The sequence below is a fragment of the Streptomyces sp. NPDC058195 genome (assembly GCF_042883525.1).
GTDB lineage: Bacteria > Actinomycetota > Actinomycetes > Streptomycetales > Streptomycetaceae > Streptomyces.
In genome coordinates this window covers 1-25,532 of record NZ_JBHVVM010000032.1, presented here as the reverse complement: position 1 = coordinate 25,532, position 25,532 = coordinate 1, and the positions used below count along the sequence as shown (strand labels likewise).

Below are 25,532 nucleotides of genomic sequence, written 5' to 3'. Positions count from 1 at the left end.
TCGCGTGCATGACCGACACGTCGAAGAGGTCCCGCCGGCCACCCCCGCCACCGCGTCCACCGGGCACGATCCCGTCACCGTGGAACGCGGCTCCTTCTGCACCGCGCGCTGCTCCTGTGGCTGGTCGGGACCGGCCCGCCGCTCCCGCGACCGGGCCCGTACGGACGCCGCGGAGCACCGCGCGGCGCCCTGATCCCCCGGTTCCCCTTCCGGCCTCCGCCCCCCACTGTGACTTCGGAGATCCGATGAACCTGCCCCTCCCGCCCGCCCGGCGCACCCTGCTCACGGCGGGCACCATGGCGGCGCTCGCGGGAATCACCACCGCGTGCGGCGGCCCCTCCCCCACCCCGGGCGGCACGGACGGTGCCAACACCACCGGAAGCACCACCGGAAGCACCACCGGGCGCCCCTCCGCACCGGCGAAGCCCTCGCCCTCGGGCCGGGCCGACTGGCCGGCCCTGGCCAGGAGCCTCGACGGCAGCCTCGTACGGCCTCAGGACGCCGCGTACCAGACCGCCCGTCAGCTCTACAACACCCGCTTCGACGGGCTGAGACCGGCAGCCGTCGCCTACGTCCGGCACGAGGCGGACATCCGTGAGTGCCTGTCCTTCGCCCGCCGCACGGCCACCCCCGTCGCCCTCCGCAGCGGCGGCCACTCCTACGGGGGCTGGTCGAGCGGGAACGGACGGCTCATCCTCGACGTGTCCTCGCTGAACCGGGTGGCGGCGGACGGCACGCTCGGCGCGGGCGCCCGGCTCATCGACGTCTACCAGGGCCTGGCCCGCAGCGGGCTGACGATACCCGGCGGCTCCTGCCCCACCGTCGGCATCAGCGGCCTCACCCTCGGCGGAGGCCATGGCGTCGCCTCCCGCGCGTACGGCCTGACCTGCGACAGCCTGACCTCGGCGACCCTGGTCACGGCCGACGGCACGACCCTGACCGTGGACGCCGACCACCACCCGGACCTCTTCTGGGCGCTGCGCGGCGCGGGCAACGGCAACTTCGGCGTGGTCACCGAGCTGAGGTTCCGCACCCGCCCGGTGTCACCGGCCGTCGTCGCGTACCTGACGTGGCCGTGGTCGCGCGCCGGGTCCGTCGTCGAGGCCTGGCAGGAGTGGGGCCCGTCCCAGCCCGACGAGGTGTGGTCCTCCGCACATCTGGACGCCGGTCCGGCGGGCGCGGACCCGACCGTGTCGGTCGCCGCGTTCAGCCTGGGGACGTACGGCGATCTGCAGAACGCCGTGGACCGCCTCGCCGACCGGATCGGCGCCCCGGCCTCCTCGGTCTCACTGCGCCGCCGCGGCTACCAGGAGGCGATGCTCGGGTACGCGGGCTGTTCGGGCGTCAGTGACGCGCAGTGCCATCTGCCGGGGACGACGCCCGGCCGCACGCCCGAGGGCACGCTCCGGCGCGAGACGTACGCCGCCGCCTCCGACTTCTTCGACCGCTCGCTCTCCCCGTCGGGGGTCCGGGCACTGCTCGACCGGGCCGAGGCGTTCACCCGGATCACGGTGGCGCAGGGCGGCGGGGCCGGTTCGGTCGCGCTCACGGCGCTGGGCGGGGCGATCAACCGGGTCTCGCCCGGGGCGACGGCCTTCGTCCACCGGGGCTCGCGGATGCTCGCCCAGTACATCGGCGCCTGGGCCCCCGGCACGGCGGGCGACGCCCAGCAGGACTGGCTGAAAAACACCCATGCGGTGATGCGCCGTCACGCGTCGGGGGCGGCGTACCAGAACTACAGCGACCCGACGCTGACCGACTGGCGCCGGGCCTACTACGGATCGGCGGCCGATCGCCTCACCGCGCTGAAGAGGCGTTACGACCCCGACCGTCTCTTCTCCTACCCGCAGGCCCTCTGAGGACCGGGGCCGCCCGCACCACTCCCGCGCGGCTCCTCCCGCACATCCGCCAGTCACCTCCTGCGCCGCGCCTACGGCACTTCCCCGCCGCTTCCGCCCGGCTTCCGCCCGGCTCCCGCCCGGCTCCCGCGCCGCTTCCACGCCGCATCCACCCGGCTCCCGCGCCGCTGCTACGCGGCCAGGTCCTTCTCGCCGTTCCCGCCGCACGTGCCCGGCCGCGGCTCGGGAATCCCGAACGCCCCGCCCTGGCCCCCGGCCGGGGCCGTCGGCTCCGGCCGCCGCGACCGTACGAGCCGGCCGAGCCGCTCCGACCGTGAGACGGCCGCCACCAGCGGGGTCAGCAGCATGCCCGCCAGCGGGGCGAGCAGCAGGGCGACCGCCGTGCCGAGCGCGAATCCGCCGATGACGTCGGTCGGGTAATGGACGCCCATGTAGACCCGGCAGAAGCCTTCCAGGAGGGCGAGCCCGATCGCGGCGAGGCCGAACTTCCGGTTGGCCACGAACAGCCCGACGCCCAGCGCCATCGCCATCGTGGCGTGGTCGCTGACGAAGGAGAAGTCGTTCTTCCCGGTCACCAGGACGTCCAGACCCTGATGGTCCCGGAACGGACGGGGGCGCTCGACGAATCCGCGGATCGGGATGTTGATCAGGAGCGCGATCCCGGCGGCGAGCGGCGCCCAGACGATCCCGGCGACCGCCGCGACCGCGTCGTCGGCCGTACCGCGCCGTCGCACGCTCCACCAGCACCACAGGACCACCAGGACGAGGCCGAGCAGGATTCCGTACTCACCGACGAACTTCATGACCCGGTCGAACCAGTCGGGAGCGGACTTCGCGAGTCCGTTGATGTCGTAGAGCAAGCTGACGTCGGGGTTCGCCCCATCGACTGCGAGTCCAGCCATCTGCTGCGGCCCCTTGCCTTGTCTGCTGCCGCGGGCACACCCATGCGCACCGCTTTGACGAACCCCCGTGTCGGTTCGATTCCGGCCGCCGTCGCACAGTCGAGACGTCGATACGCCGTCAGCCCGGTCCTCCCAGGGAACGAGGCCCCTGGCGCGTGTGTTCCACTCTCCACCGAATGATCACCATGACGTTATCGAAGAGAGACTCATCGCCGCAGCTCAGGGCCCAGGCTTCACGGAGAGTTCCGGCCATCGCCGTCCTCGCGTCATGCCGCCCGCACCGCTGACACCACTGGCACCGGGAGCACGGTCAGCACCACTGGCATCGCTGGCACTGGTAGCACCGTCAGCACCGCTGGCACCGCCGGCATCCCCCGCCCTGCTGGCATGACTCGCGCTGCTCGCACCGCTCATGCCGCGGACCCGTTCCTCGGAAGGGCCGCGGCCCCGTCCTTGGTCACGCGCGTCGCGCCGAAGTAGTCCGCCGCGTCGATCTTGTCGAAGCGGATCACGGCCCCGGTGTACGGAGCGTTGATCATGTACCCGCCCCCTACGTAGATCCCCACATGGTGGATGGCCCGCGAATTGGACAGGTCGTTCGAGAAGAACACCAGGTCGCCGGGGAGCAGCTCGTCCCGGGAGGGGTGCGGCCCGGCGTTGTACTGGTCGTTCGCCACCCGGGGCAGCTCGATGTCCACCGTCCGGTACGCGGCCTGGGTCAGTCCCGAGCAGTCGAACCGCCCGTTCTGTTCGGGCGTGCCGTTGCCGCCCCAGAGATACGGCGTACCGAGCTTCTTCTGCGCGAAGTAGATCGCCCCGGCCGCCTGCTGCGAGGGCTGCACCCGGCCGACCGGGCGGGCGAAACTCTTCTCCAGGGTGCGGATGATGGTGACGTAGTTCTGCGTCTCCGAGATGTCCGGAACGCCACCGGCCTTGATCACCCGGTACGCCCCGGCGTTGTACGCGGCCAGCATGTTGTCCGTCGGATCGCCCGGCACCTTCTTCACGTAACCGGCGATCTCGCAGTCGTACGAAGCGGCGGAGGGGATGGCGTCGGCCGGATCCCACACATCCCGGTCGCCGTCACCGTCCCCGTCGATGCCGTGACCGGCCCAGGTGCCCGGGATGAACTGGGCGATGCCCTGCGCGGCGGCGGGGCTCTCCGCACGGGGGTTCCACCCGCTCTCCTGGTAGAGCTGGGCGGCGAGCAGGGCGGGGTTGATCGCGGGACAGAGGTTGCCCCACTTCTCCACCAGCGCCTGGTACTTCGCGGGCACCGCCCCCTTGGCCAGCGCGACCGCTCCGCCGCCACCGGCCCCGAGCCCGGCGGCGGCCGAGTACGTACCGACGACGAGCAGCGCCACGAAGCACATGGCGCTGCCCGCAGCGATGCCACCGACCACCCAGAATTTACGCACCCCTCAACCATCCCCCATCCGGGACGTGTTCATGGGCGGTTTCGACGGTGTGTGCGAGTAATCCGCGTCATGCGGGGCCCATCCGAACGCCACTCCGGCGCACGGAGCCGCAGGAAGGGCGCACCGGGTGCACCGGCCGGATCAACCGGCGCACCCGGCCCGCGCGTGACGGTCAGGACGCCCCGGCGGACCAGTGGTCCGAGCGGACGTTGGGGCTCGGCAGCGGGTACACACCCTTGTACGCCGGTCCGTTCGGCACCGACGTGGACTCGGCGACCTTCGACTCCTTCACGCAGGGAGTGTCCGCCTCGAAGAAGACCTGCCCCTTGGCACGCACGCTCACGCTGATGCCGAAGCCGTCCTTCGTCGCCGCGTAGACCGCGGGGAACTCGGCGTCCTTGTTCTTCGCCCTGATGCGGAAGTCGCTCGCCCGCCAGACCTGCTCGACCTGGTCCAGCAGGTCCTGCCTGCGGTCCGCGGACACGACGGTCATGACCGTACGTCTGCGCGTCACGTCACAGCTGCCCTTGGTCGTCGGGCCGTGCGCCCACTCGACCTCGGGATCGATCTTCTTCAGGACGTCGTCGAGCATGCCGTCGGCCCGGTCGGCGGCCTCCTGCATGTCCATCGTGCTCCCCTTGGTGCCTTCGGAGCTCTTGGTGCCTTCGGAGCCCGCGCTGGTGCTGGTCGAGGTGTTCGCGTCGGCCTGCGGGTGCGCCTTCTCGCTGCCACAGGCGGACAGCGCGAAGCCGACGGCCAGAGCCACCGCGACGATCTGGAACCTTCGGCTCATCGGTACTCCTCCATCTTCAGCCGGTCGGCGTGCCCGGACACGATAAGAGCGATGCTGTCGGCGGACACGGCGTCCCGCGACGGGGTGAAGTAGTTGGAGTGAGAATCAAAGCTCATGGGCTTCCCCGGGTCCACCGGGAACCGCCGGGCTCCGAACGCCTTGCTCGCCGGGTCCTTCCCGAACCAGAGGTCGTCGTCGCCCGGGTCGGCCAGGTCACCGGCGATGTACGAGCCGAGCGGACCGCCCAGGACCATTCCGATCCCGCCCACGACCACCTGGGACTTGGAGGGCAGCTTGGTGACCGGGTCGTTCTCCGCCGCGCCGACGAAGACGTGGTCGGCGCCGACCCCGAGATCGACGGCCCGGTCCACGCCCACCCCGGGGCTGCCGACCAGGATGATGTCGTCCACCCCGGGAATCCCGCCCAGGCGCTGGGCGGCGGCACCGACGGCACGTGAGCCGTAGGAGTGCCCGATGGCCGTGATGTGCGGGTCCTTGCTCTGGTTGGTCGCGACGATTCCGCTCATGAAGTCGTTGTACGCCGCGCCGCCCTGCTCCGCCCGCTTGGTGCCCGCGACCGCCAGGCTCTGCAGCCCGTCCGGCGTCTGCGGCGCGTCGTAGCCGAGCCAGATGATCGCGGCGCTGGACGGGTCGTAGCCCTGGGCGCCGAGCGCGGTGTCGTGGGCCCGCTTGAGGCCGCTCTTCGCGAACTCCTCGTCAAGGGCGGTGTTCAGCCCCGGCACGTAGGCCGACACGTTCTTCGAGGTGTCGGGGTTGCCGTACGAGACGATCGCCCGTCCGTTGCCCTCGTCGCTGATGCCGATGAGGTACATCGGGGGCTGGCTGCCCTCCTTGAGCTGCCGCTCGATCTCCCGCAGCCCGGCCAGCTGAGCCTTCGACGTCTTGTCGGTCTGGCCTTCGAGCTTCTGGATCAGGTTGGGCAGGTTCCGGCGGTTGGCCGTGTCCCGGTCCGCCACCGGAATGCCGTCCAGCATGCCGATCTTGTCCGGGAGGAGCTCCAGGTAGCGATCGCGCTGCTCCTGCGTCAGCCCCTTCCACCAGTACGCGCGGCCAGCGGCGCTGCCGTTGCGCGGGATGCGCTCGTCGAGGTACTGGCGTTCCCCGTCCCGTACCGCCGACTCGACCCGGGTGCCCGATCCGGGCAGCCCGGTGAGCGCGCTGCCGCCCCCGCCCGAGCCCTTGGCCACTTCCCAGGCGGCGTTGATGAACTTGCCCTTGCCCCACTTGTCGCCGCCCTTGTTCGCGGCCTGCGCGTACTGGTCGACGACGTTGCGGGCGGTGTCGACGGGGTGCGCGATGGTGTCGATGGCGCCGGTGACATCGCCTATCAGTCCGTCGTCGCCGACGATGCCGGTGAGGAAGTCGCCGTTCGAGCGGGGCTCGTAGTCCGAGACAACGGGTTGTCTACCCGCGTTGACTCCTACAGAAGAACCACCGTTCGCATCCAGACCACCAGCACCATCACCCCCACCAGACCCATCAGTCCCACTGGAGCCGCCAGCCCCACCGGACCCGCTGCCGCCGTTGGCCCCCGACCCCTCGGAGCCCCCGGACGCGGACCCGGACGCGCCGGAGTCAGACCCCCCAGCACCGGAACTCCCGGAACCCGAACCGCCCGAACCCGAGCCGCCTGACCCCGACCCACCAGTCACCGTCGCGCCGTCACTCCCGGCGCCGGAGCTGTCGCCACTGCCGCCGCTCCCCTTGCCGCCGTTCCCAGCGTGATTGCCGTCGGCGACGGCGGAGGGAGGCGGGCAGGCGCTCCCGGTCAGCTGGCAGACGGCGTTCTGGAGCTGGCCGGACACCTGGCCGCCGATCCCCGTGGCCACGAGCGCGCCGATGAGGGCGACGACCACCAGGACCATGCCCAGGTACTCCATCGCCGTCTGGCCGTTGTCCCGACGCCACTTGACCAGCCGCGCGACGTCGAACCTCTGGTGCTCCACGCGCCGCTCGGGCGCGAGCCTGAACCACGCACGGGCCTGGGCCCGGCACAGCAGTACGAGGACGAGGACCGGAAGCACCAGCTGGGTCACACCCCGGCCGTCCTCCGCGTCGTTCAGCGTGGCCAGCGCCCCGAGCGTGAGCCAGACGTGCACAGCCAGCAGCCCGCGCCAGACCCAGACGCCCCCGGTCCGCAGACGCAGCGACAACACGAACCCGGCGACGCCGGGCAACGAGGCGTACAGCACCATGCCCAGCAGATGCCCATCCACCGCATCGACGGACGAGGCCACGAGCAACGCGTCGAACGCGCCCACGACCGTGACCGCGAAGAGCAATCGGACGAGGATCAGCACTGCCTGCAGAGAGCGTGACAGTGGCTGTCTGCCGGGACGGTCCTCGACGGTGCTCAGGTCAGCACCGCCCGGTACCGCTAGTTCTCGTATGCCAGACACGGCAGGTCTCCCCAGCTTTGTGAGTGGGTGCAGCGACAGTTCCCCCCGGTATCCGTATGCGACCACAACACCCCAGGGCCCGGCATGGGCCCTGGGGCCCAATGCCGGACTCAATGTCCAGCCCGCTTTACCCCACCACTCCACTATTTAGGGCCAGTTGAAACGATCCGCCCCTCAGGAACCCCCACCCCCACCAGCCCCGGACCAGAAGTCGGAGTGAATGTTGGGACGAGGAATGATCTCGGTGCCCACCGGAAGCTGCCTGCCCGGTTCAGCAACAGGACCGACGACCTCGGACTCCTCTACGCACGGGCTGTCCACCTCGAAGAACACTTGCCCTTCACCCCCGACGATCAGAGCGACACCGAAGCCATCTCGCGTCTGAGCAAAGATGGCTGGGAAATCCATGTCATTGTTGACGCTTTTGATCCTGTAGTCGCGACTTCCCCACATACGCTCCACCACGCCCAGGAAATTACCTCTGCGCACCCGGGACACGATAGTCATCACTGCACGCCTACGCGTGACCGAACAGCTGCCTTTGGTTGTCGGCCCGTACACCCATTCAACCTGCGGCTTGATGTCGTTGACTGTCGCATCCATGATTTCATCTGCGCGGCTAGCCGCCTCCTGCATGTTCATTCCATCCACACTTGCCCCACCCGTGCATCCAGTAAGCAGCACACCCAGAACGAGTGCCGTCATCATTCCCCGGAAGCGTCCCGTCATCGATATTCCTCGACTTTTACCCTCTCGGGCTTTCCAGCGACAATCAGGGCGATACTGTTGGCAGATGAAGCGTCCCTTTCCGGATCGAAATACTGGCTGTGCGCGTCGAATCCACCACTGATCAAGCGTGGGCCCACGCCAACAGGAAAGCGTCTCGCACCGAAACCCTCGCTCGCTGGGTCTCTTCCGAACCACAGATCGTCGTCGCCCTGATCTACGAAATCGCCAGTCAAATACCCGGCCACTGGGCCAGCCGCAACCGCCCCCACTACACCTGCGACGCTCTGCCGCTTTGACGGAAGCTTGGTCACCACGTCATGCTCCGCTGCCCCGACGAAGACGTGATCACGCCCAACCCCGAGGTCTTCGGCACGATCCACACCCACCCCAGGGCTTCCAACAAGGACGATGTCGTCGACTCCGGGGATACCGCCGCCTTGCTGCGTCGCAGCGCCCACCGTTCGCGAACCGTAGGAGTGCCCGATGACTGTGAAGTGCGGGCTCTCTTGGTTGTGCGTGGCTGACAGACCACCCATGAACTCGTTGAAGGCCCGCCCACCATGCTCTGCTCTCTCCGTCCCTATCACCGCCAAGCTGTTCAACCCGTCGGGCGACTGCGGCGCGTCGTACCCGAGCCAAACAATCGCCGCGCCAGAGGGGTCGTACATACGAGCACCGATGGCAGTGTCACGGGCACGCTTGAGGTCACTCTTAGCAAATTCCTCATCAAGGGATGTGTTAAGTCCCGGGACATAGGCAGAAACATTCTTCGAAATGTCAGGGTTCCCATAGGAGACGATCGCCCGCCCATTCCCCTCACCACTGAGTCCCAGCAAATACATCGGAGGCTCCCCGGGATTGCTCTCCGCCCGCAACTGACGGTCGATCTCGTGAAGTGCGGCCAGTTGGGTCTTGGATGTGGCGTCGTCTCGGCCCTCCAGTTCACCCATCAACAGCTGCAGGTTGTCCCGGTTCGCCGCGTCGCGGACCAGAGACGGAATGCCGTCCAGGTTGCCGATCTGGTCCGGGTAGACCGCCAGGTATTCCTCGCGCCGCTCGTCCGTCAGGGCAGCCCACCAGTCCCTCCGTTCGGCGGGGGAGGCGTCGCGTGGAATCTCCTCCTTCAAGTACCCGAGCGCGGCGCCCCGGACCGCGGCCGCGTCACCCGCCGCGTCCCGCCAGGCGGAGTTCGGGACGCTCACGCCCTCCTCGGCCCTCAGCTCGTGCAGAATGCGGGCGTACCGCCAGTCGATCTCGGCGGCCGTGCGCACCGCCTTCGCCACCCGGTCCGCGATGTCCTGGGCCTCAGCCGCCCTCGGGTTGGGGCCGAACAGGCCCGTAGGCGGACGGAGTCCGGGTGCCGACGCCCCGGCCGTCGCCGTGCCGCCCGGCAGCGGCTCACCTCCGAGCAGGGCTTCGCCCGCCGCTGGGTAGGCCACCGATCCGTCCGCCCGGACGCCGAGTCCCAGAGCATCAGCCTCCTCCAACGTACGGCTCAGCTCCCGTTGCTGGACACGGAGCTCGTAGGCCATGCTGTTCAGCGTCGTACGGAGCAGCCCGCACTCCGTGTAGACGTACCCCAGGTTCCGGCTCATCCGGCGCAGCCTGCTCACCGCTGCACTCGCCGCCTCTCCGTGCTGGGTGCTGCGCAGGCCGTTCAGCAGTTGGTTCTCGATCCGGTCGCGCCCCGCGTCGGCTCGGTTGCTCGCCTTCCCCCAGCCATCGGCCGCTTTTTCCAGGTCGCCGCACTTCAGATCCCGTAGCTGGCCCCAATTCAGGCTCATCGCGCCACACCCCGCTCCGCCCGTTCCGTCCGTCCCGCGCCGTCCGCCACGGACATGCGCGCGAAGGCGGACTTCACGGCCTCCTCGGTCTCCCCCTGAGTCCGGGCTACCGCACGCAGCTTCCCCGCGAGCTCCTGGCACTCGGTACGTGCCGCCTCGAACCTCCGCGTCCACGAGTCCCGCACCGCGGCGAGTTCCGCCGGGGCGGTCAGCCCGCAGTTCGCGGCGAGGAGCCCCTCGTGCGCGGTTTCCAGCTCCGCCTTCACCGGCCCGAGGTGCGTGTACATACCGTCCGCCCCGTCGGCGGCCCGCAGCCACGGGCCGCCGCTGTGCTTCAGCACGCCGCCACCGCCACCCGCACCGGCTGCCACCTGTCCCACCGGTTGCCTCACCGTCGTCATGTCCGTCCACCCCGTTCGTCGTTCGCGCAGCGGCACTGTGCCAAAACGGACGCCCCGGCGCGGCGACGGCGCGCGCGGATCACCCGAACGGTGGACGATGGCGGCGACCGGGAACTACCCGCCCACCACCCCTTGCCATACGTCCTCAGGCCCTCCGTCGCGAGGCGGCGCAGCGCGGCGGCCGCCCGGCCCTCGGGGGCGGCCGCCGCTATCCGGGAGGTACCAGGCGCGGTGCTGCAGGAGAGCGGCAGCACGGCTGCGTGCCTGGCGAAGCCTTCGCAGAGATCGACGACTGCGCTTTGGAGCGGGACCGCGGCCCCTCAGATCCCGCCAGACAGATGGCGGCGCAGGTCGGTGGTGCCTTCGCAAGAGGGCGGGCGAAGGGATCGAGGCGGCGTCAGCGGGACGTCAGTGGGACGTCAGCAGAACGTGAGCGATCCACAGGATGCTTTTCATGTCAAGAGGTCGGAGCAAGCGGTTCGCCGCAGGATTCGGGCCTTGTTTCACGCTCATCCTGGGAGAAAACGATGCGTACGAACCGCACCCGCAAGCACACCGCCGCCCTCGGTGTCGTCACCGCCGTACTCGCCCTGGCGCTCACCGCCTGCAACGAGGAGGACGGCGGCACGGAGCCCGCGGGCGCCGCGGGCAACAGCTCCTCGGCCGCCTCCTCGACGGACGGCGCACAGACGGGCGGGAACGACTCGAAGGACACGGGCGCCTCGAAGTCCGGTGGCACCGCGCAGAACGCCGGATCGAAGACCGGCTCCTCGTCCGCGGGCAGCTCCAAGGACAGCGGCAGCTCCGCCGGGGGCGGCAACACCAGCGACAGCTACGCCTACAAGCACCCGTGCCAGGCCAGTGACCTGTCGATCCGGGTGTACCCCCGCGAGGGCTCGGCCACCCAGCACGTGATCGAGGTCAACAACACCGGTGCCAACTCCTGCGGGCTGAGCTACTTCCCGCGGGTCAGCCTGGGCTCCTCGAAGGCCTCCGACCACAGCGGTGACATCACTCCGGCGGTTCCCGGCGGCCTGGGCGGCGCCCCGGCGTACCCGGTCAACCCGAAGACGGCCGCCATCGCCGTGATCGACCTCAACCCGAAGGGCGCGGGTGGCGTGACCTGGATCAACGAGATGAACGTGCTGGCCGACGACGAGCACATGCCCAACGCCGACACGCAGAACTTTGACCTCGGCCCGGACGTCAAGGTGCTGGACCCGAAGCTGGGCCTGTACCAGGCCAGCGTCGCCGACGCGGTGAAGTCCATGCAGTCCGCGGGCAAGTAGCCCGCGCCCAACGCCGAAGGGCCCGGATCCGCACATCGCGGTCCGGGCCCTCGGCATGTGCCCCGGCCCTGCCCCAGCCCCGGCTACGCGCAGGCTCCGGATCGGGCTCATCCGTTGATCAGCGCGAAGCACACGTCCTGCTGCCGCACTGGCTGTCTCCGTGCTTGATCTCGGTGGGGACGCGCTGGCCGACGGCCCCCGGGCCTACTCCTGCCCGGTGCACTTCGTGATCGCCTCGGTGTCCGCGGCCAGCGCCGCGGGCGCGGGCATCGGCGGCCACACCGCCATGCTGTCGCGAACGGTCACCTCCCGGGGCAGAACCGGCCGGAACGGCCTGTGGGCGAGGATCCTCGACGTCCGCCCGTACTGTCAGAGCCCCTGTGTAAGGTCCCGGCATGCCCGCATTCCGCGACTTCAACTTCAAGCTGCTGGTCATCGAGAAGCTCATGTACGAGGACCGGACGCTCACTCCCGCCTTCAGTATCAACGAGCTCCTGCGCGCGAGGGGAATCGGGGACGCACAGACCTACGCGTTCGAGAACGACCTCGCCTACACGGTGCTCGACGAGTCCCGTGCCTACTTCGAGGCGCTGGAGATCAGCGAGGAGCTGCTCGCCACGGTGGACACCCTCCTCGTTGACGGCGGTCACCAGGTGTACTACGAGTGCTCCCCGGTCTGGGACGGCGAGGACGAGCTCTTCGACGTGTCCTCGCTCGACGACCTCGACCTGCTGCCGAACCTCCGCCGGATCAGCGGCGCTCAGGACTGCGGGATGGGCGTCCCGTTCACCGAGGAAGTCCTCGCCGCTCGCGGCATCGCCTCCGACTGAGCCGTACTCGCATTCTTGCTGTCCTCCCGTCAGGTGATCCGACAACGTGTCCGGTCGCTCCGTCGCGGGCATGATCACCGACATGAGCGACGAACCGGGCAGGATTCTCCGCTGGAACTTCTTCATCGGCGGCCACCTGAGTTCCTCGGTGCCCGTGCGCCTGGTCCAGCGCACCGACGCGGGCCAGCTGGTGTGGATGGAGTCCGGCACGCCGATGTGGCGTACGAAACTTCCGCGCGGGGCCCATCTCCGGGACATAGCCCCGGACGAGCGGCCGGTGGACGGCTATCCGGTCGTCGCCGGACGCTGGCCGATGGGCAACGCCCTCTTCTACCAGCCGACCGGCGCAGCGCATTCGGTGCTCTGGCTCTTCGGACGTGGACGAAAGTTCCGCGGCTGGTACGTCAATCTGGAGCACCGCACCCACTGCGGCGACGACATCGACATCTCCGACCACGAGCTCGACATCAATGTGGCACCGGACCGGAGCTGGAAGTGGAAGGACGAGGAGTCCTTCGCCGAGAAGACCGGTCACCCCGTCTACTGGTCGGCCGACGAAGCCTCCGCGATCCGGGACGAAGGCGCCGCGGTGGTTCGGCTCGCCGAGGCCGGAACGTTTCCCTTTGACGGCACCTGGTGCGATTTCCGGCCGCCACCCACCTGGACTACTCCGCCTCGGCCACCCGTTTCCCGCCACCCGCTGCTCTGATGGCCCTTCACCTGAAGCATCATCACCGCGCCGACCAGGAAATCTACCCATTTCAGGCCACGATGGCGGGATGGCAATCATTGCCCGGGGTCACACCCCATGATACATAGAGTAACCATACAATTTCAGTCATGCACCGTTCCGCCCCGCAGGCCAGGGCGGCCCGACCGGCCAAATGTGCGAGGTCGGGGTAAAGAGAGCTGTCGAGTCGTCGCCCGAGAGCAGTTTCATCAGCGAAGATAGAGAGCGACCCGTGCCATGGGGCAGGGGGAAACGAACTACCCAACAGGGGCGGTGACTTACATGATCCTGGCAGCGGAAAAGGGCGACATCACCACCATCATCGGCGGAATCGCCCCGAACTGGGGTCCGTTCGGGACCTTGGGCAACGAGGCCCGCGTAATGATCGAGGTCGTGATGGCCATCGCGATCCTGCTCTGCCTCGGCATCGCGGTCTGGGGTGCGGCGAAGCAGCGCATCGGTGCGACGGCCCTGCGCGACACCTTCAGCGCGGAACAGGGCAAGGGCCTGATCGTCGCCGGACTGACCGGTGTGTTCATCATCGGATCCCTCGGAACCGTCTTCACCATCGTCTACGGAATGGCCGTCTGACCGGCTGTCATCCCGCGCCAGGGGCTGTCCAGCCCGTCCACCACCATCCGTCATCCGCCCGTCGTGCCCACCGGCAGAGGTTGCGTTCCCTGATGTCGAGTCACCACACCGCGTCCGCGCGGAAACCCGCACGGCTACCGTCGTACTACCCGGTTCAGGAAACGGTTGAGGGGGCGTACGCGGCATGAGCCTCGGCGACGACAACGGCTACCGCAACGACTCAGGTCGTACGGACGATGCATACAGCACCATCGGCGGCACCCGCCAGACCCGTACGCGCCTCCCCGACGGCGAGGGCGGCGACGGCTACGGCAGCCCTCGCCGCCCGGTCCGCAAGCCCCGCTCCATGGTCATGATGGTCGGCGTAGTCGTCCTCCTGGTGGCGGCCATCGCGTTCGCCAACATGAGCGGAGGCGGCGGGGACCGCGACAACGGAGACCCAGGCCGCGCGGCCGGCAGCCCGAACACGTCGTCCACGGCGGCCACGGGCACAAAGCCCGTGCAGGGGAAGAACGGCACCATCGCCTCCGGCTTCGCCCACAACGAACAGGGTGCACAGAGCGCGGCGGCGAACTATGCGGTGGCGCTGGGCTCGGCTGAGATGTTCGACAAAGGCCGCCGTCGCGCGATCATCACATCTGTATACGCTCCCGAGGTCGCTGCTGCTCGTCAAGGCGATCTCGACAAGGTGTATTCCGGTCGTGATTTCCTGACCAGCATTGGCCTCGAGGCTGACGGTACGGCGCCAGCTGGCTTGACCTTCGTCTCCCGCTCTAACCCTGTCGGCACGAGGGTAGTGAAGTTCGATGGTGACACCGCGAGTGTCGCAGTGTGGTACTCAGCCCTGTTCGGACTGGCAGGGGAGGGCTCCAAGAACCCTGTGGCTGAGAGCTGGTTCACCAATACGTTCGAACTGACATGGCTGGATGGTGACTGGAAGGTAACAAACTTCACCCAGAAGGACGGCCCTACGCCGGTCGGTCGTGATCAAGCTGCCTCTCCCGCTGATGAAATGGCCGATGCGGTGGAACAGTTCGGAGGTTTCACCTATGCCCGGTAAATCTGGCCGAGCCCTTCCATTCGCAACCGCAGCGATCGGTCTGCAGGTGCTCCTGGTGATGCTGACCAGCCGCGCATTCGCTGCCCCTTCTCCAAGCCCGACTCCGGCCCAGAGCAACAACGCTTGCGACCTGATTCGCGGCCCCGCCAAGGACTACTGCGAATCCGGCGAATCCGGCTCACGCCGTGTCCCCACCACCCTGGACAATTCGCAAGACCCGCTCTCCTCGCTGGCCCGCGGCTGCGCCGACGCCGCCGCCTGGATTGTCGACAAGCTCAGCGAGGCCGTGAAGAGCACCGCCAACGTCGACTTCACGAACACCAAGTTCCTGCAGCAGTACGCGATCGTCTTCGCCGCCTCCACTGTCCTCACGCTCGTCCTCTGGCTCCTCGCCGTGGCCAAGCGCGCGATCCGCGGCGTGCCCCTGACCACCGCGATCTCCGAAGCCGTCGGGTACCTGTGGCTGACGGTCCTCGCGTCCGCGTTCACCCCGCTGATCCTCTACACGATCGTCTCCGCGACCGATGGCGTCACCGAGATCATCGCCAGCTCCTCGGGCGGGCAGACCGACGTCTTCTTCGGCTCGTTCGCCGAAGCCCTCAAGAAGGGCTCCGACATCGGCGGTGGGCCGATCATGCTGATCGTCGTCTCGCTCGTATCGATCCTCGCCGCAGGCATCCTCTGGCTGGAGCTCGTCATCCGGGCCGCCCTGCTCTACGTCGGCGCCCTCCTCGGCACCGTCGTCTACGCCGGACTCGTCGACAAGAACATGTGGGGCCACGTCCGGCGCTGGGCAGGCATCATGATCGCGGTGATCATGGTGAAGCCGGTCATCGTCGTCGTCCTCGGGCTGGCCGGCGCGCTCTCCCAGGACGACGGGCCCAACGCCGTCTCCGCCGTAGTCTCCGGCCTGGCCATCATCCTGCTGGCGATCTTCGCCTCCGCGATGATCTACCGCTTCGTCCCCGGCTTCGGCGACGAGATCCAGGGTGCCCGCACCAACCGCAAGCAGGCCACCGACGGCTCCCAGGCCGCCGCCCTCGTCAGCTCCCCCGCCGCCCTCGTCTCCCAGGGCATCAAGACGCACAGCAGCCGCAGCGGCCAGAGCGGCGACGGTGGCACCGGCGGCGGCAGGTCCGCCAACCCCGCCAGCGGCGGCATGGCCGCGCACAGCTCCCGCGGCTCCGGCTCCGGCTCCGGCAGCACCGGCTCCGTGACACCGCCGCCGCGCAGCGGATCGTCGCCCACCTCCGGCACCCCGCACGGCAGCCGCCCGCACCGCGGCGGATCAGGCAGTTCAGGTAACAACAGCACGGGAGGTGGAGGGCGTTGACGACTCCGTCCCACACGATCGCGCCCCGCCGTACGTATCTCATCGGCCGGGCCCGGCCGAACGCGATCGTCGGCAAGAACCGCGAGACCGGCGAGATCGCCCTGATCATCGCCGGAGCGTTCCTCGGCATGATGAGCGGCCTGATCGTGCAGGTACTGACCCTGCGGATCGTGCTGCTCATGGGCTTCCCACTGCTGGCCCTGGCGATCGTGTACCTCCCGTACAAGCACCGCACCTTCTACCGGTGGTTCGAGATCAACCGCAGCTACAAGCGCACCCTGCGCCGCGGTACGGCCTACCGCTCCGCGGCCATGGAGGCGGGCGTCGGCGCCGACGGACGCGAGGTCGAGATCGGCCCGCCCCCCGGCATCGGCCGGATCAGCTGGCTCGCCGCCCCCTTCGGCCCCGACGAGATCGCCGTACTGCTGCACGCCGACCGCCGGACCGTCACCGCCGCGATCGAGATCGAGGGCCCCGGCGTCGGCCTGCGCGACAGCGAGGACCAGGAAGCCCTCGTCGACCGCTTCGGCACCCTGCTCAAGCATGTGGCCAACGGCGACGGCTTCGTGACCCGCATCCAGATGCTGGCCCGTACGCTGCCCGCCGACCCCGACGCCCACGCCAAGGACGTCGCCCAGCGCGGCGACAAGTCCTCCCCCGGCTGGCTGCAGGATTCGTACGACCAGCTCCAGTCCATGGTCTCCACCTCCAGCGAGCAGCACCGCGCCTACCTCGTGGCCTGCATGCACTACACCCGCGAGCTGGCCGCCGAGGCCAACGCCATGGCCCGCGCCGCCCGCCCCCAGGGCGGCCGCAAGCTCGACCGGGACGCGGGCCTCGCCGTCGTCATGGCCCGCGAACTCACCGACATCTGCGCCCGCCTCGCCGAGGCCGACATCCGGGTCCGCCAGCCGCTCGGCCAGAGCCGTCTCGCCTCCCTGGTGCACTCGATGTACGACCCCGACCACCCCATCGACCACATCCAGGCCATGACCAAGCGCAACGCCTGGCCCGCCGAGCTGGACGCGGTCGAGCCCACGTTCCTCCAGGCCAAGACCCGCGAGTCGGTCACCCGCGCCCCCTGGTGCCACTCCACGGCCTGGGTGAAGGAGTGGCCGATGACCCCCGTCGGCGTCAACTTCCTGGCCCCGCTGCTCGTCCACACCCCCGATGTGATCCGTACGGTCGCGGTCTGCATGGACCTCGAACCCACCGAGGTCGCCATCGAGCGGATGCTCACCGAGAAGACCAACGACGAGGCCGAGGCCAGCCGCCAGGCCAAGATGAACCGCACCGTCGACCCCCGCGACATCGCCGCGCACGGCCGCCTCGACCAGCGGGGCGAAGACCTCGCGAGCGGCGCGGCCGGGGTCAACCTGGTCGGGTACATCACCGTGTCCTCCCGCTCCCCGGAAGCCCTCGCCCGCGACAAGCGGACGATCCGGGCCTCGGCCGGAAAGTCCTACCTCAAGCTGGAGTGGTGCGACCGCGAGCACCACCGCGCCTTCGTGAACACCCTTCCGTTCGCCACCGGCATCCGCCGCTGACGCCCCCGTCCCGAACACCCCAGACGAAAGGGAGGTCGGTCACGCCATGCGGGATCCGCTGTCCGCGTTGTCGGACGCCTTCGCCGCCTTCCTCTTCGGGAAGGTGGAGACGACCAGGCTGCCCGTCCGCACATCCACGGGGCAGGCCCAGGCCGTCTACCTGCCCACCGCGGCCCCCGGCCTCGGCGACTCGGGCGTGATCATCGGCCGCGAGGTCTACTCCGGCAAGGGCTACATCTACGACCCCTTCCAGCTGTACGGGCAGCAGCTCCCGGCCCCGCACTGGCTGGTGCTCGGCGAGTCCGGCAACGGCAAGTCCGCGCTGGAGAAGACGTACGTGCTCCGCCAGCTCCGCTTCCGCGACCGCCAGGTCGTCGTCCTGGACGCCCAGGGCGAGGACGGCGTCGGCGAGTGGAACCTCATCGCCCAGCAGCTCGGCCTCACCCCCATCCGCCTCGACCCGACCTCCGCCCTCAACGGCGGCATCCGGCTCAACCCGCTCGACCCCTCGATCACCACCACCGGCCAGCTCGCGCTGCTCCGTACGATCATCGAGGTCGCGCTGGGACACGGTCTGGACGAACGCTCCGGCTTCGCCCTGAAAGTCGCCCACGCCTACGTCAACGAGACGATCACCGACCGGCAGCCAGTCCTGACCGACATCGTCGAGCAGCTCCGCCACCCCGAACCCGAGTCCGCAGAGACGATGAACGTCGACATAGACGACGTACGGGCCTGGGGCCTGGATGTCGCGCTCGTCCTGGACCGGCTGGTCGACGGTGACCTGCGCGGCATGTTCGACGGACCGACCAGCGCGGGCATCGACCTCGACGCCCCGCTGATCGTCTTCGACCTCTCGCACATCGACCGCAACTCCATCGCCATGCCGATCCTCATGGCGATCGTCGGCGTCTGGCTGGAGCACACCTGGATCAGGCCCGACCGGAAGAAGCGCATCTTCCTGGTCGAAGAGGCCTGGCACATCATCAACTCGCCGTTCGTGGCCCAGCTCTTCCAGCGCCTGCTGAAGTTCGGGCGTCGGCTCGGCCTGTCGTTCGTGGCCGTCGTCCACCACCTCAGCGATGTCGTCGACGGGGCAGCCGCCCGCGAGGCCGCGGCGATCCTCAAGATGGCGTCGACCCGCACGATCTACGCCCAGAAGGCCGACGAGGCCAGGGCAACGGGCCGGGTCCTCGGCCTGCCCCGCTGGGCGGTCGAGATCATCCCGACCCTCACTCCCGGCATCGCCGTCTGGGACGTCAACGGAAACGTCCAGGTGGTCAAACACCTGATCACCGAGGCGGAACGCCCTCTGGTCTTCACCGACCGCGCGATGACCGAGTCCTCCGTCTCCGAGTCTCTCCCGGACTCCCTCCCGGAGGACGTACGCGCCGCGGACCTGGAGGCGGAGCAGCGCGCGGCCCGGATCGAGCGCCAGCAACGACTGAACGAGTCGTCCGAGTCAACGGTGGCCTGACATGGCGGGGCGTCCTCACAACCGTACCGGCCGCGACCGTGCCGACCACGAACACAACGGCGGCGGCAGCGGCGGCATCCCCGACGGCCTCCTGATCGGCCTGCTCGTCTTCCTGCTCGGGCTGTCGGTCCTGGCGTGGACGGCCACCGGCCTGGCCGGGCTGTTCGCGCACGGCGCCTGGCCCGAGGGCGTCACGCTCGCCGAGACACCCCTGGCGATGCGCCGCCTCATCACCGCACCACACGACCTGCCGGCAGCCTGGCCGAACACCCCGGCGGGCGAACTCTCCGGGTACGGGCTCTTCTGGGGCCTGTTCATCGGCGAGCTGATGGTGCTGCTGGTGCTGACGGTGTTCGTGCTGGGCGTGGTGGCCCGCTGGCGAGCCGTACGCGCCCGCCAACGCGACCCGCAGCAGTCACACGGAGACGAGCACGACACCCAGAACAGGTACGAGCCCAGCACCGTGAACAGGTACGAGCACGACACCATGAACAGGTGCAGGCACGAGCACGAGCACGGCACCGAAGACAGGCACGAGGACAAGGACGAGCACGGGCACGGGCACGGCTGCGGGCACGGGCACGGGGCCCCCGGCAAGGCCGGCCCCGCAGCCGCCCCCGTACCACCCCGGCATCAGGGCTCCCTTCCCCGGCAGGCACCCCCCACCGCTTCCCCGGAACAGACACCGGCAGCCCCCGTCCCCGCCGTGCCCCCGTCCCCCACTCCCTCCCCCGTCGTCTACGGGCCGCCCCCGGCCCGCCGCCCCACCACCGTGCAGGCCATCCGCGAAGCCGTCGGCCCCGCGCTCGTCATCACCTCCGACCCCACGGTCTGGGACGAGACGAAGGACGCCCGTGCCAAGCTCGGCCCGGTCCTCCTCTACGACCCGGGCCACCTCTGCGACACCCCGGCGCGTCTCCACTGGTCGCCCACCGCGGGCTGCGAGCTCCCCGGGACGGCCGCCGCCCGTTCCGCCGCCCTGCTGGCCCCGGTCCGCCCCCAGGCCAGGATCGACGCCGCTACCGCGGACACCGCCGAAACGCTCCTCCAGTGCTGGCTGCACGCCGCCGCCGTCGACGGCCGCCCCTTCCGCCAGGTCCACCGCTGGGCCCTCGGCGGCAGCGCCCACGAACCGGTCCGCCTGCTCCGTACGCACCCCAAGGCGGCCTCCGGGATCGCCGGGCTCCTGGAGTCGGCACTGACGGCCCACCCCGAACGCCGCGAAATGGCCCAAGAGCTGACCGTACGGGCGCTCAGCGCACTGTCGTCGGTACACATCCGCGACGCGTGCACCCCAAACCGAGCCGATTCGCTCGCGCTGGACTCCTTCGTGGCCGAGGGCGGCACCCTCTACGTGGTGGGCGAGCCGATCGAGGACCCCCGCTCGGGTCCGGGAGCGATGCCCCTGCTCACGGCGCTCGCCGCCCACGTGGTGGAGCACAGCCGCCGCCTGGCCGCACGGTCCCCCGAAGGCCGGCTCGACCCGCCGATGACGCTGGTGCTCGACGACGTCGCCGCCGTGGCCCCCGTCCCACGACTGCCCGAACTGCTGGCCACCGGCCCGGCCCTGGGCCTGCCGACCCTGGCGCTGCTCCGCTCCAAGGAGCAGGGCCGCGCCCGCTGGCCCCAGGAACTCACCCCGTCGACCTGAGCCGGGCGAGAAAGACCCTAAGCCGTCTCCTCCCGCTCCACCGCGTGCTCGATCTCCCGCGAGGACGGATCGCCCGGCATCGGCACCGTACGCCCGGTCGGGGAGAAACCGATCCGCCGGTAGAAGGCCGCCGCCCGCGGATTGTCCTCGTGCACGTACAGCCGTACGCGCTCGATCCTCGGCTCCGCCAACGACCAGGCCCAGTCCATCGCGACCCGGAACAGTTCATCGGCCAGGCCCGCGCCGCGCGCCTCCGGCCGTACGAACACACCGACCACATGCGCCTGGTGGACCGCGACCCCCTCGCCGAACACCAGCTCCGCGTCCGGCCGCTCGATCAGTACGGTGACGCTCCCCTCCCACCGCCCGTCGGGCGCGACGGCGGCGAACTGCCGCACCTCACCGCTCCCGGCCTCGGAGGCGTTGAACGCCCTCTCCTGCCAGAACGCGTCGGAGCGCTCCACGCCCTGCTCGTACGTCTCCAGGAACGCCACCGCCGCGACGGGATCACTCAGAGCCGCCAGCCGCAATTCCTTGACCTGCGGCCACTCGTCGGCGCGCACGGTTCTCACCACATGTTCCATCCACCGATCCTGTCGCCCGCCCGGAACCTGCGCAAACGACATTCCCCCGGCACTCCCCGCGACACCTCGTGCGACGCCGCCCCGCCGCGTTCCCCCACGGCTGCCGCGTCGTACCCCGGTACTACGCGCACCGCCAGGTACCGCCCCCGGTCCGACGCCGCCCGGGGGCCCGGCTCCGTAGTGTCCGACGCATGATCAAGGCATACGAACTCACCAAGAAGTACGGCGACAAGACCGTCGTCCGGGACCTCGACTTCACGGTCCGGCCGGGCACCGTCACCGGCTTCCTCGGCCCGAACGGCGCCGGGAAATCGACCACGATGCGCATGCTGCTCGGCCTGGACGCGCCCACCCGGGGCCGGTCGACGATCGGCGGCCGCGCCTACGCCACCCACGGCGCACCCCTCACCGAGGTGGGCGCACTCCTGGAGGCCCGCTCCGTCCACCCAGGACGCACCGCCTTCCACCACCTCATGGCACTGGCCCACACCCACGGCATCCCGCGCGGGCGTGTCGAGCAAGTCCTCGACCTGGCCGGGCTGACCGCGGTCGCCCACCAACGCGTCAAGGGCTTCTCGCTCGGCATGGGCCAACGGCTCGGCATCGCCGCCGCGCTCCTCGGCGACCCGGCGACGCTCGTCCTGGACGAACCCGTCAACGGCCTCGACCCGGAAGGCGTGCTCTGGATCCGCAACCTTCTCCGATCCCTGGCAGAGGAAGGCCGCACGGTCCTGGTCTCCTCACACCTGATGAGCGAGATGGCCCTCACCGCCGACCACCTGATCATCGTCGGCCGCGGCAGGCTCCTCGCCGACACCACGGTCAGCGACTTCATCGCCTCGGCCGGCGACATCCAGGTCAAGGTCGTCACCCCCCAGGCCGACACCCTGCGCAAGCTGCTCACTCCCACAAGCAGCACCACAAGCGCCACACACACCACCGCTCACATAAGCACCACCGTCTCCACCATCCCCGCCTCCCCCGACCACCTGATGGTCCGGGGCGCGGACGCCGCCCACATCGGCCGTACCGCCGCCGCCCACGGCATCCCGCTGTACGAACTCACCCCGCAGACCGCCTCCCTGGAGCAGGCCTTCATGGACCTGACCCAGGAATCGGTCGAATACCGGATCGCCACCACCGAACCCACCACAGCCTCCGCACCCGCCTCGCCTACCTCGACCATTTCGCCCACCTCGCCCACCTCGGCCACCGGAGCCTCGGCATGACCACCACAGCCACCCACCTCGACCGACACTCCCCGAGCCCGTACCGGATCACCCCCGCCCGAATCCTGCGCTCCGAGTGGCACAAACTCCGCTCCCTGCGCTCCTCCTGGGTCACCCTGGCCTCGGCGTCGGCCCTGATCCTCGCCATCGGGCTCCTGATGGGCATCACGTACACCAGCAACGGCGGTGACTCCGACGTCGACACCGTGGTCCTGGTGCTCTACGGCTCGCTGCTCGCCATCCCGTGCATCGCCGTCCTCGGCATCCTCATGACGGCGGGCGAGTACGCGACCGGCATGATCCGCGCCTCGCTCACCGCGGTACCCCGCAGGCTGCCGGTCCTGTGGGCGAAGGCGGCGGTCCTCGCCGCCACGGTCTTCAGCACCATGCTCGTCACCTCGCTGCTCACCTTCGTCCTCGCGCAGATCTGGCTCCAGGACACCGACCAGGCGGCCTCGCTCTCCGACCCGGGGGTGATCGGCGCGATCGTCGGCACCGCCGTCGGCATCACCCTGCTGAGCCTGATCGCGCTCGGGCTCGGCGCGTTGATCCGCTCGGTGCCCGGGGCCATCGGCGCCTACATCGGCGGCGTGCTCATCGTGCCCCAGATCCTCGCCGCGCTTCCGTACGAGGTACTGAAGAGCGCCGTCGCGTACTTCCCCACCCAGGCGGCTGCCGCCCTCGGCACCGCCACCCCGTCGGCGGACGACGCCACCACCACGGGCGCCCTGCTCGCCCTGGGTCTGTGGAGCAGTGCGATCCTGGGCTGCGCCGCCCTGCTGCTACGCCGACGCGACGCATGAGACAGAAGTGGGCGACGGGCCGGGGGACGGGCACGTGACGACGGACGGCAACACGGGCAGCGAGACCGACCGCACGCCCGGGGGTGACCAGAGTGGTGCCCCGGTCACCCAGCACCTCCAGCATCTGCTCCACAGCGTCCGCGCGTTCGACCACCGCCGCCCGATGGTCTGGAACGTACTGCTCACCAGCGCCTGGATGCTCTTCGCCGTACTCGACGTCACCTCGGGCGGCTGGCGGACCGTGGCCCTGGATCCGGATGCGCCCGGCACACTGGTCCTGCTGATGAGCGTGGCCTTCTCCGCGCCTCTGGTGTGGCGGCGTACGCACCCGATGGCCGTGCTGGCGTTCATGACGCCCGTCGCGCTGGTCAACATCTGGTGCGGCGCCGTCATCCAGGCCGCCTACGTCCAGGACGTCGTCGTCTTCCACATCGCGCTGCGGCTGCCGGGGCGGGCACTGGCTCGCGCCGGCGTCCTGGTGACCGCCCCGCTCCTGGCCGCAGCGGTGCTCCAGCCGCACGGCTGGGACCGCACGGCCGTCCCCCACCTCTGGGCGTTCGCACTCTCGGCGATGCTCGGCATCGTGGTCCGTACGCGCAAGGAGTACACCGAGGCGCTTGTCGACCGGGCCCGCCGCCTGGAGCATGAGCGCGACCAGCAGGCCCTCCTCGTGGCCGCCGCCGAACGGACCCGCATAGCCCGCGAGATGCACGACATCATCGGCCACAACCTGTCCGTCATCACCGGCCTCGCCGACGGCGGCGCCTACGCGGCTGCCCGCAGCCCCGAACGCGCCGCCCAGGCCCTGGAGGCCATCGGCACGACGAGCCGCCAGGCCCTCACCGAACTCCGCCGCCTGCTCGGCGTCCTGCGCGAGCACCCCGCCGAGGCCGACCGCACCCCGCAACCGACCCTGGACGACCTGGACACGCTCCTGACCGGCGTACGAGCGGCAGGCCTCCCCGTGCAGCTGCGCGTCGACGGCGTCCCCCCGGCTCTTGCGCCCACCGCCGGGCGGCAGTTGACGGTGTACCGGGTGGTGCAGGAGGCTCTGACGAACACGCTGAAGCACGGCGGGACACAGCCGCCGCCGTCCGCGGAGGTCACCCTGACCTACCGGCCCGGCGAACTGGAGGCCGTCATCACCGACACCGGCACCGGCTCCCGTAACCGCCCTGGCCCCAGGGACAGCGGCGGTCAGGGCATCACCGGGATGCGCGAGCGCGCGTCCCTCTACGACGGCATGCTCGAAGCGGGCCCGCTGCCGGACTCCACCCCCGCACCCGGCTGGCGGGTACGGCTCCGGCTCCCCCTGGAGGACGCACCCTCGTGACGACCGTGCTCATCGCGGACGACCAGCCCATGCAGCGCTTCGGCTTCCGCATGCTGCTGGAAAGCCAGGACGACATGACCGTGGTCGGCGAGGCCGGCAACGGCCTCGAAGCCCTGGAGCTGGTCCAGCGGCACCAGCCCGACGTCGTTCTGATGGATATCCGCATGCCGCTCCTGGACGGCATCGAGGCCACCCGCCGCCTCGTCAGAACCGGTGCCCGCACCCGCGTCCTCATCGTCACGACCTTCGACCTCGACCGGTACGCGTACGACGGGCTCCGCGCCGGGGCCAGCGGTTTCCTGATCAAGGACGCACTGCCCGAGGAAATGCTCTCCGGTGTCCGGGCCGTGGCGGGCGGCGACGCGGTGGTGGCCCCGAGCCTCACCCGCCGCCTGCTCGACGCATACGTCCAGCACCTGCCGACCGCTCCCGGCGGCCCCGCCACCGTGGACGCGCGCACCGCTTCACTGACCGAGCGGGAACGGGAAATCCTCACCGTCATCGGCCAGGGCTGGTCCAACACGGAAATCGCCGAACGGCTCCATCTCGCCGAATCGACGGTGAAAACCCATGTCAGCCGCATCCTCGCCAAGACCGGCTCCCGCGACCGCGTCCAGGCGGTCATCCTGGCCTACGACACCCACCTGGTCACGCCCCAGTAGAAACTGGTGGGCAAACGCGAAAAAGCCCCGTGTCCTGACGGACACGGGGCTTTCCCGAAAAGGAGTTCGGCGGCGTCCTACTCTCCCACAGGGTCCCCCCTGCAGTA

23 protein-coding genes are annotated in these 25,532 nt (G+C 69.8%); 15 read left to right on the top strand and 8 right to left on the bottom strand.

Annotation, left to right across the window (positions count from 1 at the left end; translation table 11 throughout):
- Positions 1-4 precede the first annotated feature (4 nt).
- Together ACFVWY_RS30120 and ACFVWY_RS30115 are read left to right on the top strand one after the other, a co-directional pair.
- Positions 5-193 carry a hypothetical protein gene (locus ACFVWY_RS30120; protein WP_389877913.1) on the top strand — a complete coding sequence of 63 codons (189 nt, stop codon included), beginning with the start codon at positions 5-7 and terminating at the stop codon, positions 191-193.
- Positions 194-245: 52 nt separating this feature from the next.
- On the top strand, positions 246-1,859 hold the full coding sequence (locus ACFVWY_RS30115) for an FAD-binding oxidoreductase (protein ID WP_389877912.1): 1,614 nt from the start codon (positions 246-248) through the stop codon (positions 1,857-1,859).
- A 170-nt stretch (positions 1,860-2,029) separates the two neighbouring features.
- Here ACFVWY_RS30115 and ACFVWY_RS30110 read toward each other — a convergent pair whose 3' ends face one another.
- From ACFVWY_RS30110 to ACFVWY_RS30080, 7 genes are all read right to left on the bottom strand, one after another.
- Complete coding sequence (locus ACFVWY_RS30110) at positions 2,030-2,761, bottom strand: phosphatase PAP2 family protein (protein WP_389877910.1); 732 nt, start codon at positions 2,759-2,761, stop codon at positions 2,030-2,032.
- A gap of 410 nt (positions 2,762-3,171) precedes the next feature.
- On the bottom strand, positions 3,172-4,134 hold the full coding sequence (locus tag ACFVWY_RS30105; RefSeq protein WP_389878034.1) for an NlpC/P60 family protein: 963 nt from the start codon (positions 4,132-4,134) through the stop codon (positions 3,172-3,174).
- 217 nt (positions 4,135-4,351) lie between these two features.
- Entirely contained in the window at positions 4,352-4,972 is a 621-nt protein-coding gene (locus tag ACFVWY_RS30100; RefSeq protein ID WP_389877909.1) for a hypothetical protein, read from the bottom strand.
- Positions 4,969-7,293: an alpha/beta hydrolase gene (locus ACFVWY_RS30095; protein WP_389877907.1), complete on the bottom strand. Its 2,325-nt coding sequence runs from the start codon at positions 7,291-7,293 to the stop codon at positions 4,969-4,971. The genes ACFVWY_RS30100 and ACFVWY_RS30095 overlap by 4 nt, the downstream gene beginning before the upstream one ends.
- Before the next feature lie 273 nt (positions 7,294-7,566).
- The gene (locus ACFVWY_RS30090) at positions 7,567-8,121 is read right to left on the bottom strand and encodes a hypothetical protein (protein ID WP_389877906.1); all 555 of its coding nucleotides are present in this window, start codon (positions 8,119-8,121) and stop codon (positions 7,567-7,569) included.
- A complete protein-coding gene (locus tag ACFVWY_RS30085) occupies positions 8,118-9,905 on the bottom strand; it encodes an alpha/beta hydrolase (RefSeq protein ID WP_389877904.1) in 1,788 nt (595 codons plus the stop codon). Before ACFVWY_RS30085 ends, ACFVWY_RS30090 begins: the two co-directional genes overlap by 4 nt.
- Complete coding sequence (locus ACFVWY_RS30080) at positions 9,902-10,306, bottom strand: hypothetical protein (protein ID WP_389877902.1); 405 nt, start codon at positions 10,304-10,306, stop codon at positions 9,902-9,904. The genes ACFVWY_RS30085 and ACFVWY_RS30080 overlap by 4 nt, the downstream gene beginning before the upstream one ends.
- A gap of 527 nt (positions 10,307-10,833) precedes the next feature.
- Between ACFVWY_RS30080 and ACFVWY_RS30075 the strand changes: the two genes are divergently transcribed.
- The 9 genes from ACFVWY_RS30075 (at position 10,834) to ACFVWY_RS30035 (ending at position 20,814) form a co-directional block, all read left to right on the top strand.
- Positions 10,834-11,595: a DUF4232 domain-containing protein gene (locus ACFVWY_RS30075; protein ID WP_389877900.1), complete on the top strand. Its 762-nt coding sequence runs from the start codon at positions 10,834-10,836 to the stop codon at positions 11,593-11,595.
- Positions 11,596-11,990: 395 nt separating this feature from the next.
- The gene (locus tag ACFVWY_RS30070; protein WP_389877898.1) at positions 11,991-12,425 is read left to right on the top strand and encodes a DUF6892 domain-containing protein; all 435 of its coding nucleotides are present in this window, start codon (positions 11,991-11,993) and stop codon (positions 12,423-12,425) included.
- An 82-nt stretch (positions 12,426-12,507) separates the two neighbouring features.
- On the top strand, positions 12,508-13,134 hold the full coding sequence (locus tag ACFVWY_RS30065) for a DUF402 domain-containing protein (RefSeq protein ID WP_389877896.1): 627 nt from the start codon (positions 12,508-12,510) through the stop codon (positions 13,132-13,134).
- A gap of 303 nt (positions 13,135-13,437) precedes the next feature.
- The gene (locus tag ACFVWY_RS30060) at positions 13,438-13,746 is read left to right on the top strand and encodes a hypothetical protein (RefSeq protein ID WP_072489575.1); all 309 of its coding nucleotides are present in this window, start codon (positions 13,438-13,440) and stop codon (positions 13,744-13,746) included.
- A 184-nt stretch (positions 13,747-13,930) separates the two neighbouring features.
- On the top strand, positions 13,931-14,806 hold the full coding sequence (locus ACFVWY_RS30055) for a hypothetical protein (protein WP_389877895.1): 876 nt from the start codon (positions 13,931-13,933) through the stop codon (positions 14,804-14,806).
- 58 nt (positions 14,807-14,864) lie between these two features.
- Entirely contained in the window at positions 14,865-16,139 is a 1,275-nt protein-coding gene (locus tag ACFVWY_RS30050; protein WP_389878032.1) for a hypothetical protein, read from the top strand.
- Positions 16,136-17,686 carry an SCO6880 family protein gene (locus tag ACFVWY_RS30045; RefSeq protein WP_389877893.1) on the top strand — a complete coding sequence of 517 codons (1,551 nt, stop codon included), beginning with the start codon at positions 16,136-16,138 and terminating at the stop codon, positions 17,684-17,686. The genes ACFVWY_RS30050 and ACFVWY_RS30045 overlap by 4 nt, the downstream gene beginning before the upstream one ends.
- Before the next feature lie 46 nt (positions 17,687-17,732).
- On the top strand, positions 17,733-19,163 hold the full coding sequence (locus ACFVWY_RS30040; protein ID WP_389877891.1) for an ATP-binding protein: 1,431 nt from the start codon (positions 17,733-17,735) through the stop codon (positions 19,161-19,163).
- A 1-nt stretch (position 19,164) separates the two neighbouring features.
- Positions 19,165-20,814 carry a type VI secretion protein gene (locus ACFVWY_RS30035; RefSeq protein ID WP_389877889.1) on the top strand — a complete coding sequence of 550 codons (1,650 nt, stop codon included), beginning with the start codon at positions 19,165-19,167 and terminating at the stop codon, positions 20,812-20,814.
- A 17-nt stretch (positions 20,815-20,831) separates the two neighbouring features.
- Here ACFVWY_RS30035 and ACFVWY_RS30030 read toward each other — a convergent pair whose 3' ends face one another.
- The gene (locus tag ACFVWY_RS30030) at positions 20,832-21,398 is read right to left on the bottom strand and encodes a GNAT family N-acetyltransferase (RefSeq protein WP_389877887.1); all 567 of its coding nucleotides are present in this window, start codon (positions 21,396-21,398) and stop codon (positions 20,832-20,834) included.
- A 191-nt stretch (positions 21,399-21,589) separates the two neighbouring features.
- Here ACFVWY_RS30030 and ACFVWY_RS30025 point away from each other — a divergent pair, with 191 nt between their 5' ends.
- The 4 genes from ACFVWY_RS30025 to ACFVWY_RS30010 are packed head-to-tail and all read left to right on the top strand — an operon-like array spanning position 21,590 to position 25,425.
- Positions 21,590-22,627 carry an ABC transporter ATP-binding protein gene (locus tag ACFVWY_RS30025; protein ID WP_389877886.1) on the top strand — a complete coding sequence of 346 codons (1,038 nt, stop codon included), beginning with the start codon at positions 21,590-21,592 and terminating at the stop codon, positions 22,625-22,627.
- The gene (locus ACFVWY_RS30020) at positions 22,624-23,430 is read left to right on the top strand and encodes an ABC transporter permease (RefSeq protein ID WP_389877884.1); all 807 of its coding nucleotides are present in this window, start codon (positions 22,624-22,626) and stop codon (positions 23,428-23,430) included. Before ACFVWY_RS30025 ends, ACFVWY_RS30020 begins: the two co-directional genes overlap by 4 nt.
- Positions 23,431-23,464: 34 nt before the next feature.
- Positions 23,465-24,763 carry a sensor histidine kinase gene (locus tag ACFVWY_RS30015; protein ID WP_389877883.1) on the top strand — a complete coding sequence of 433 codons (1,299 nt, stop codon included), beginning with the start codon at positions 23,465-23,467 and terminating at the stop codon, positions 24,761-24,763.
- A complete protein-coding gene (locus tag ACFVWY_RS30010) occupies positions 24,760-25,425 on the top strand; it encodes a response regulator (RefSeq protein ID WP_389877881.1) in 666 nt (221 codons plus the stop codon). Before ACFVWY_RS30015 ends, ACFVWY_RS30010 begins: the two co-directional genes overlap by 4 nt.
- The last annotated feature ends 107 nt before the right edge of the window (positions 25,426-25,532 follow it).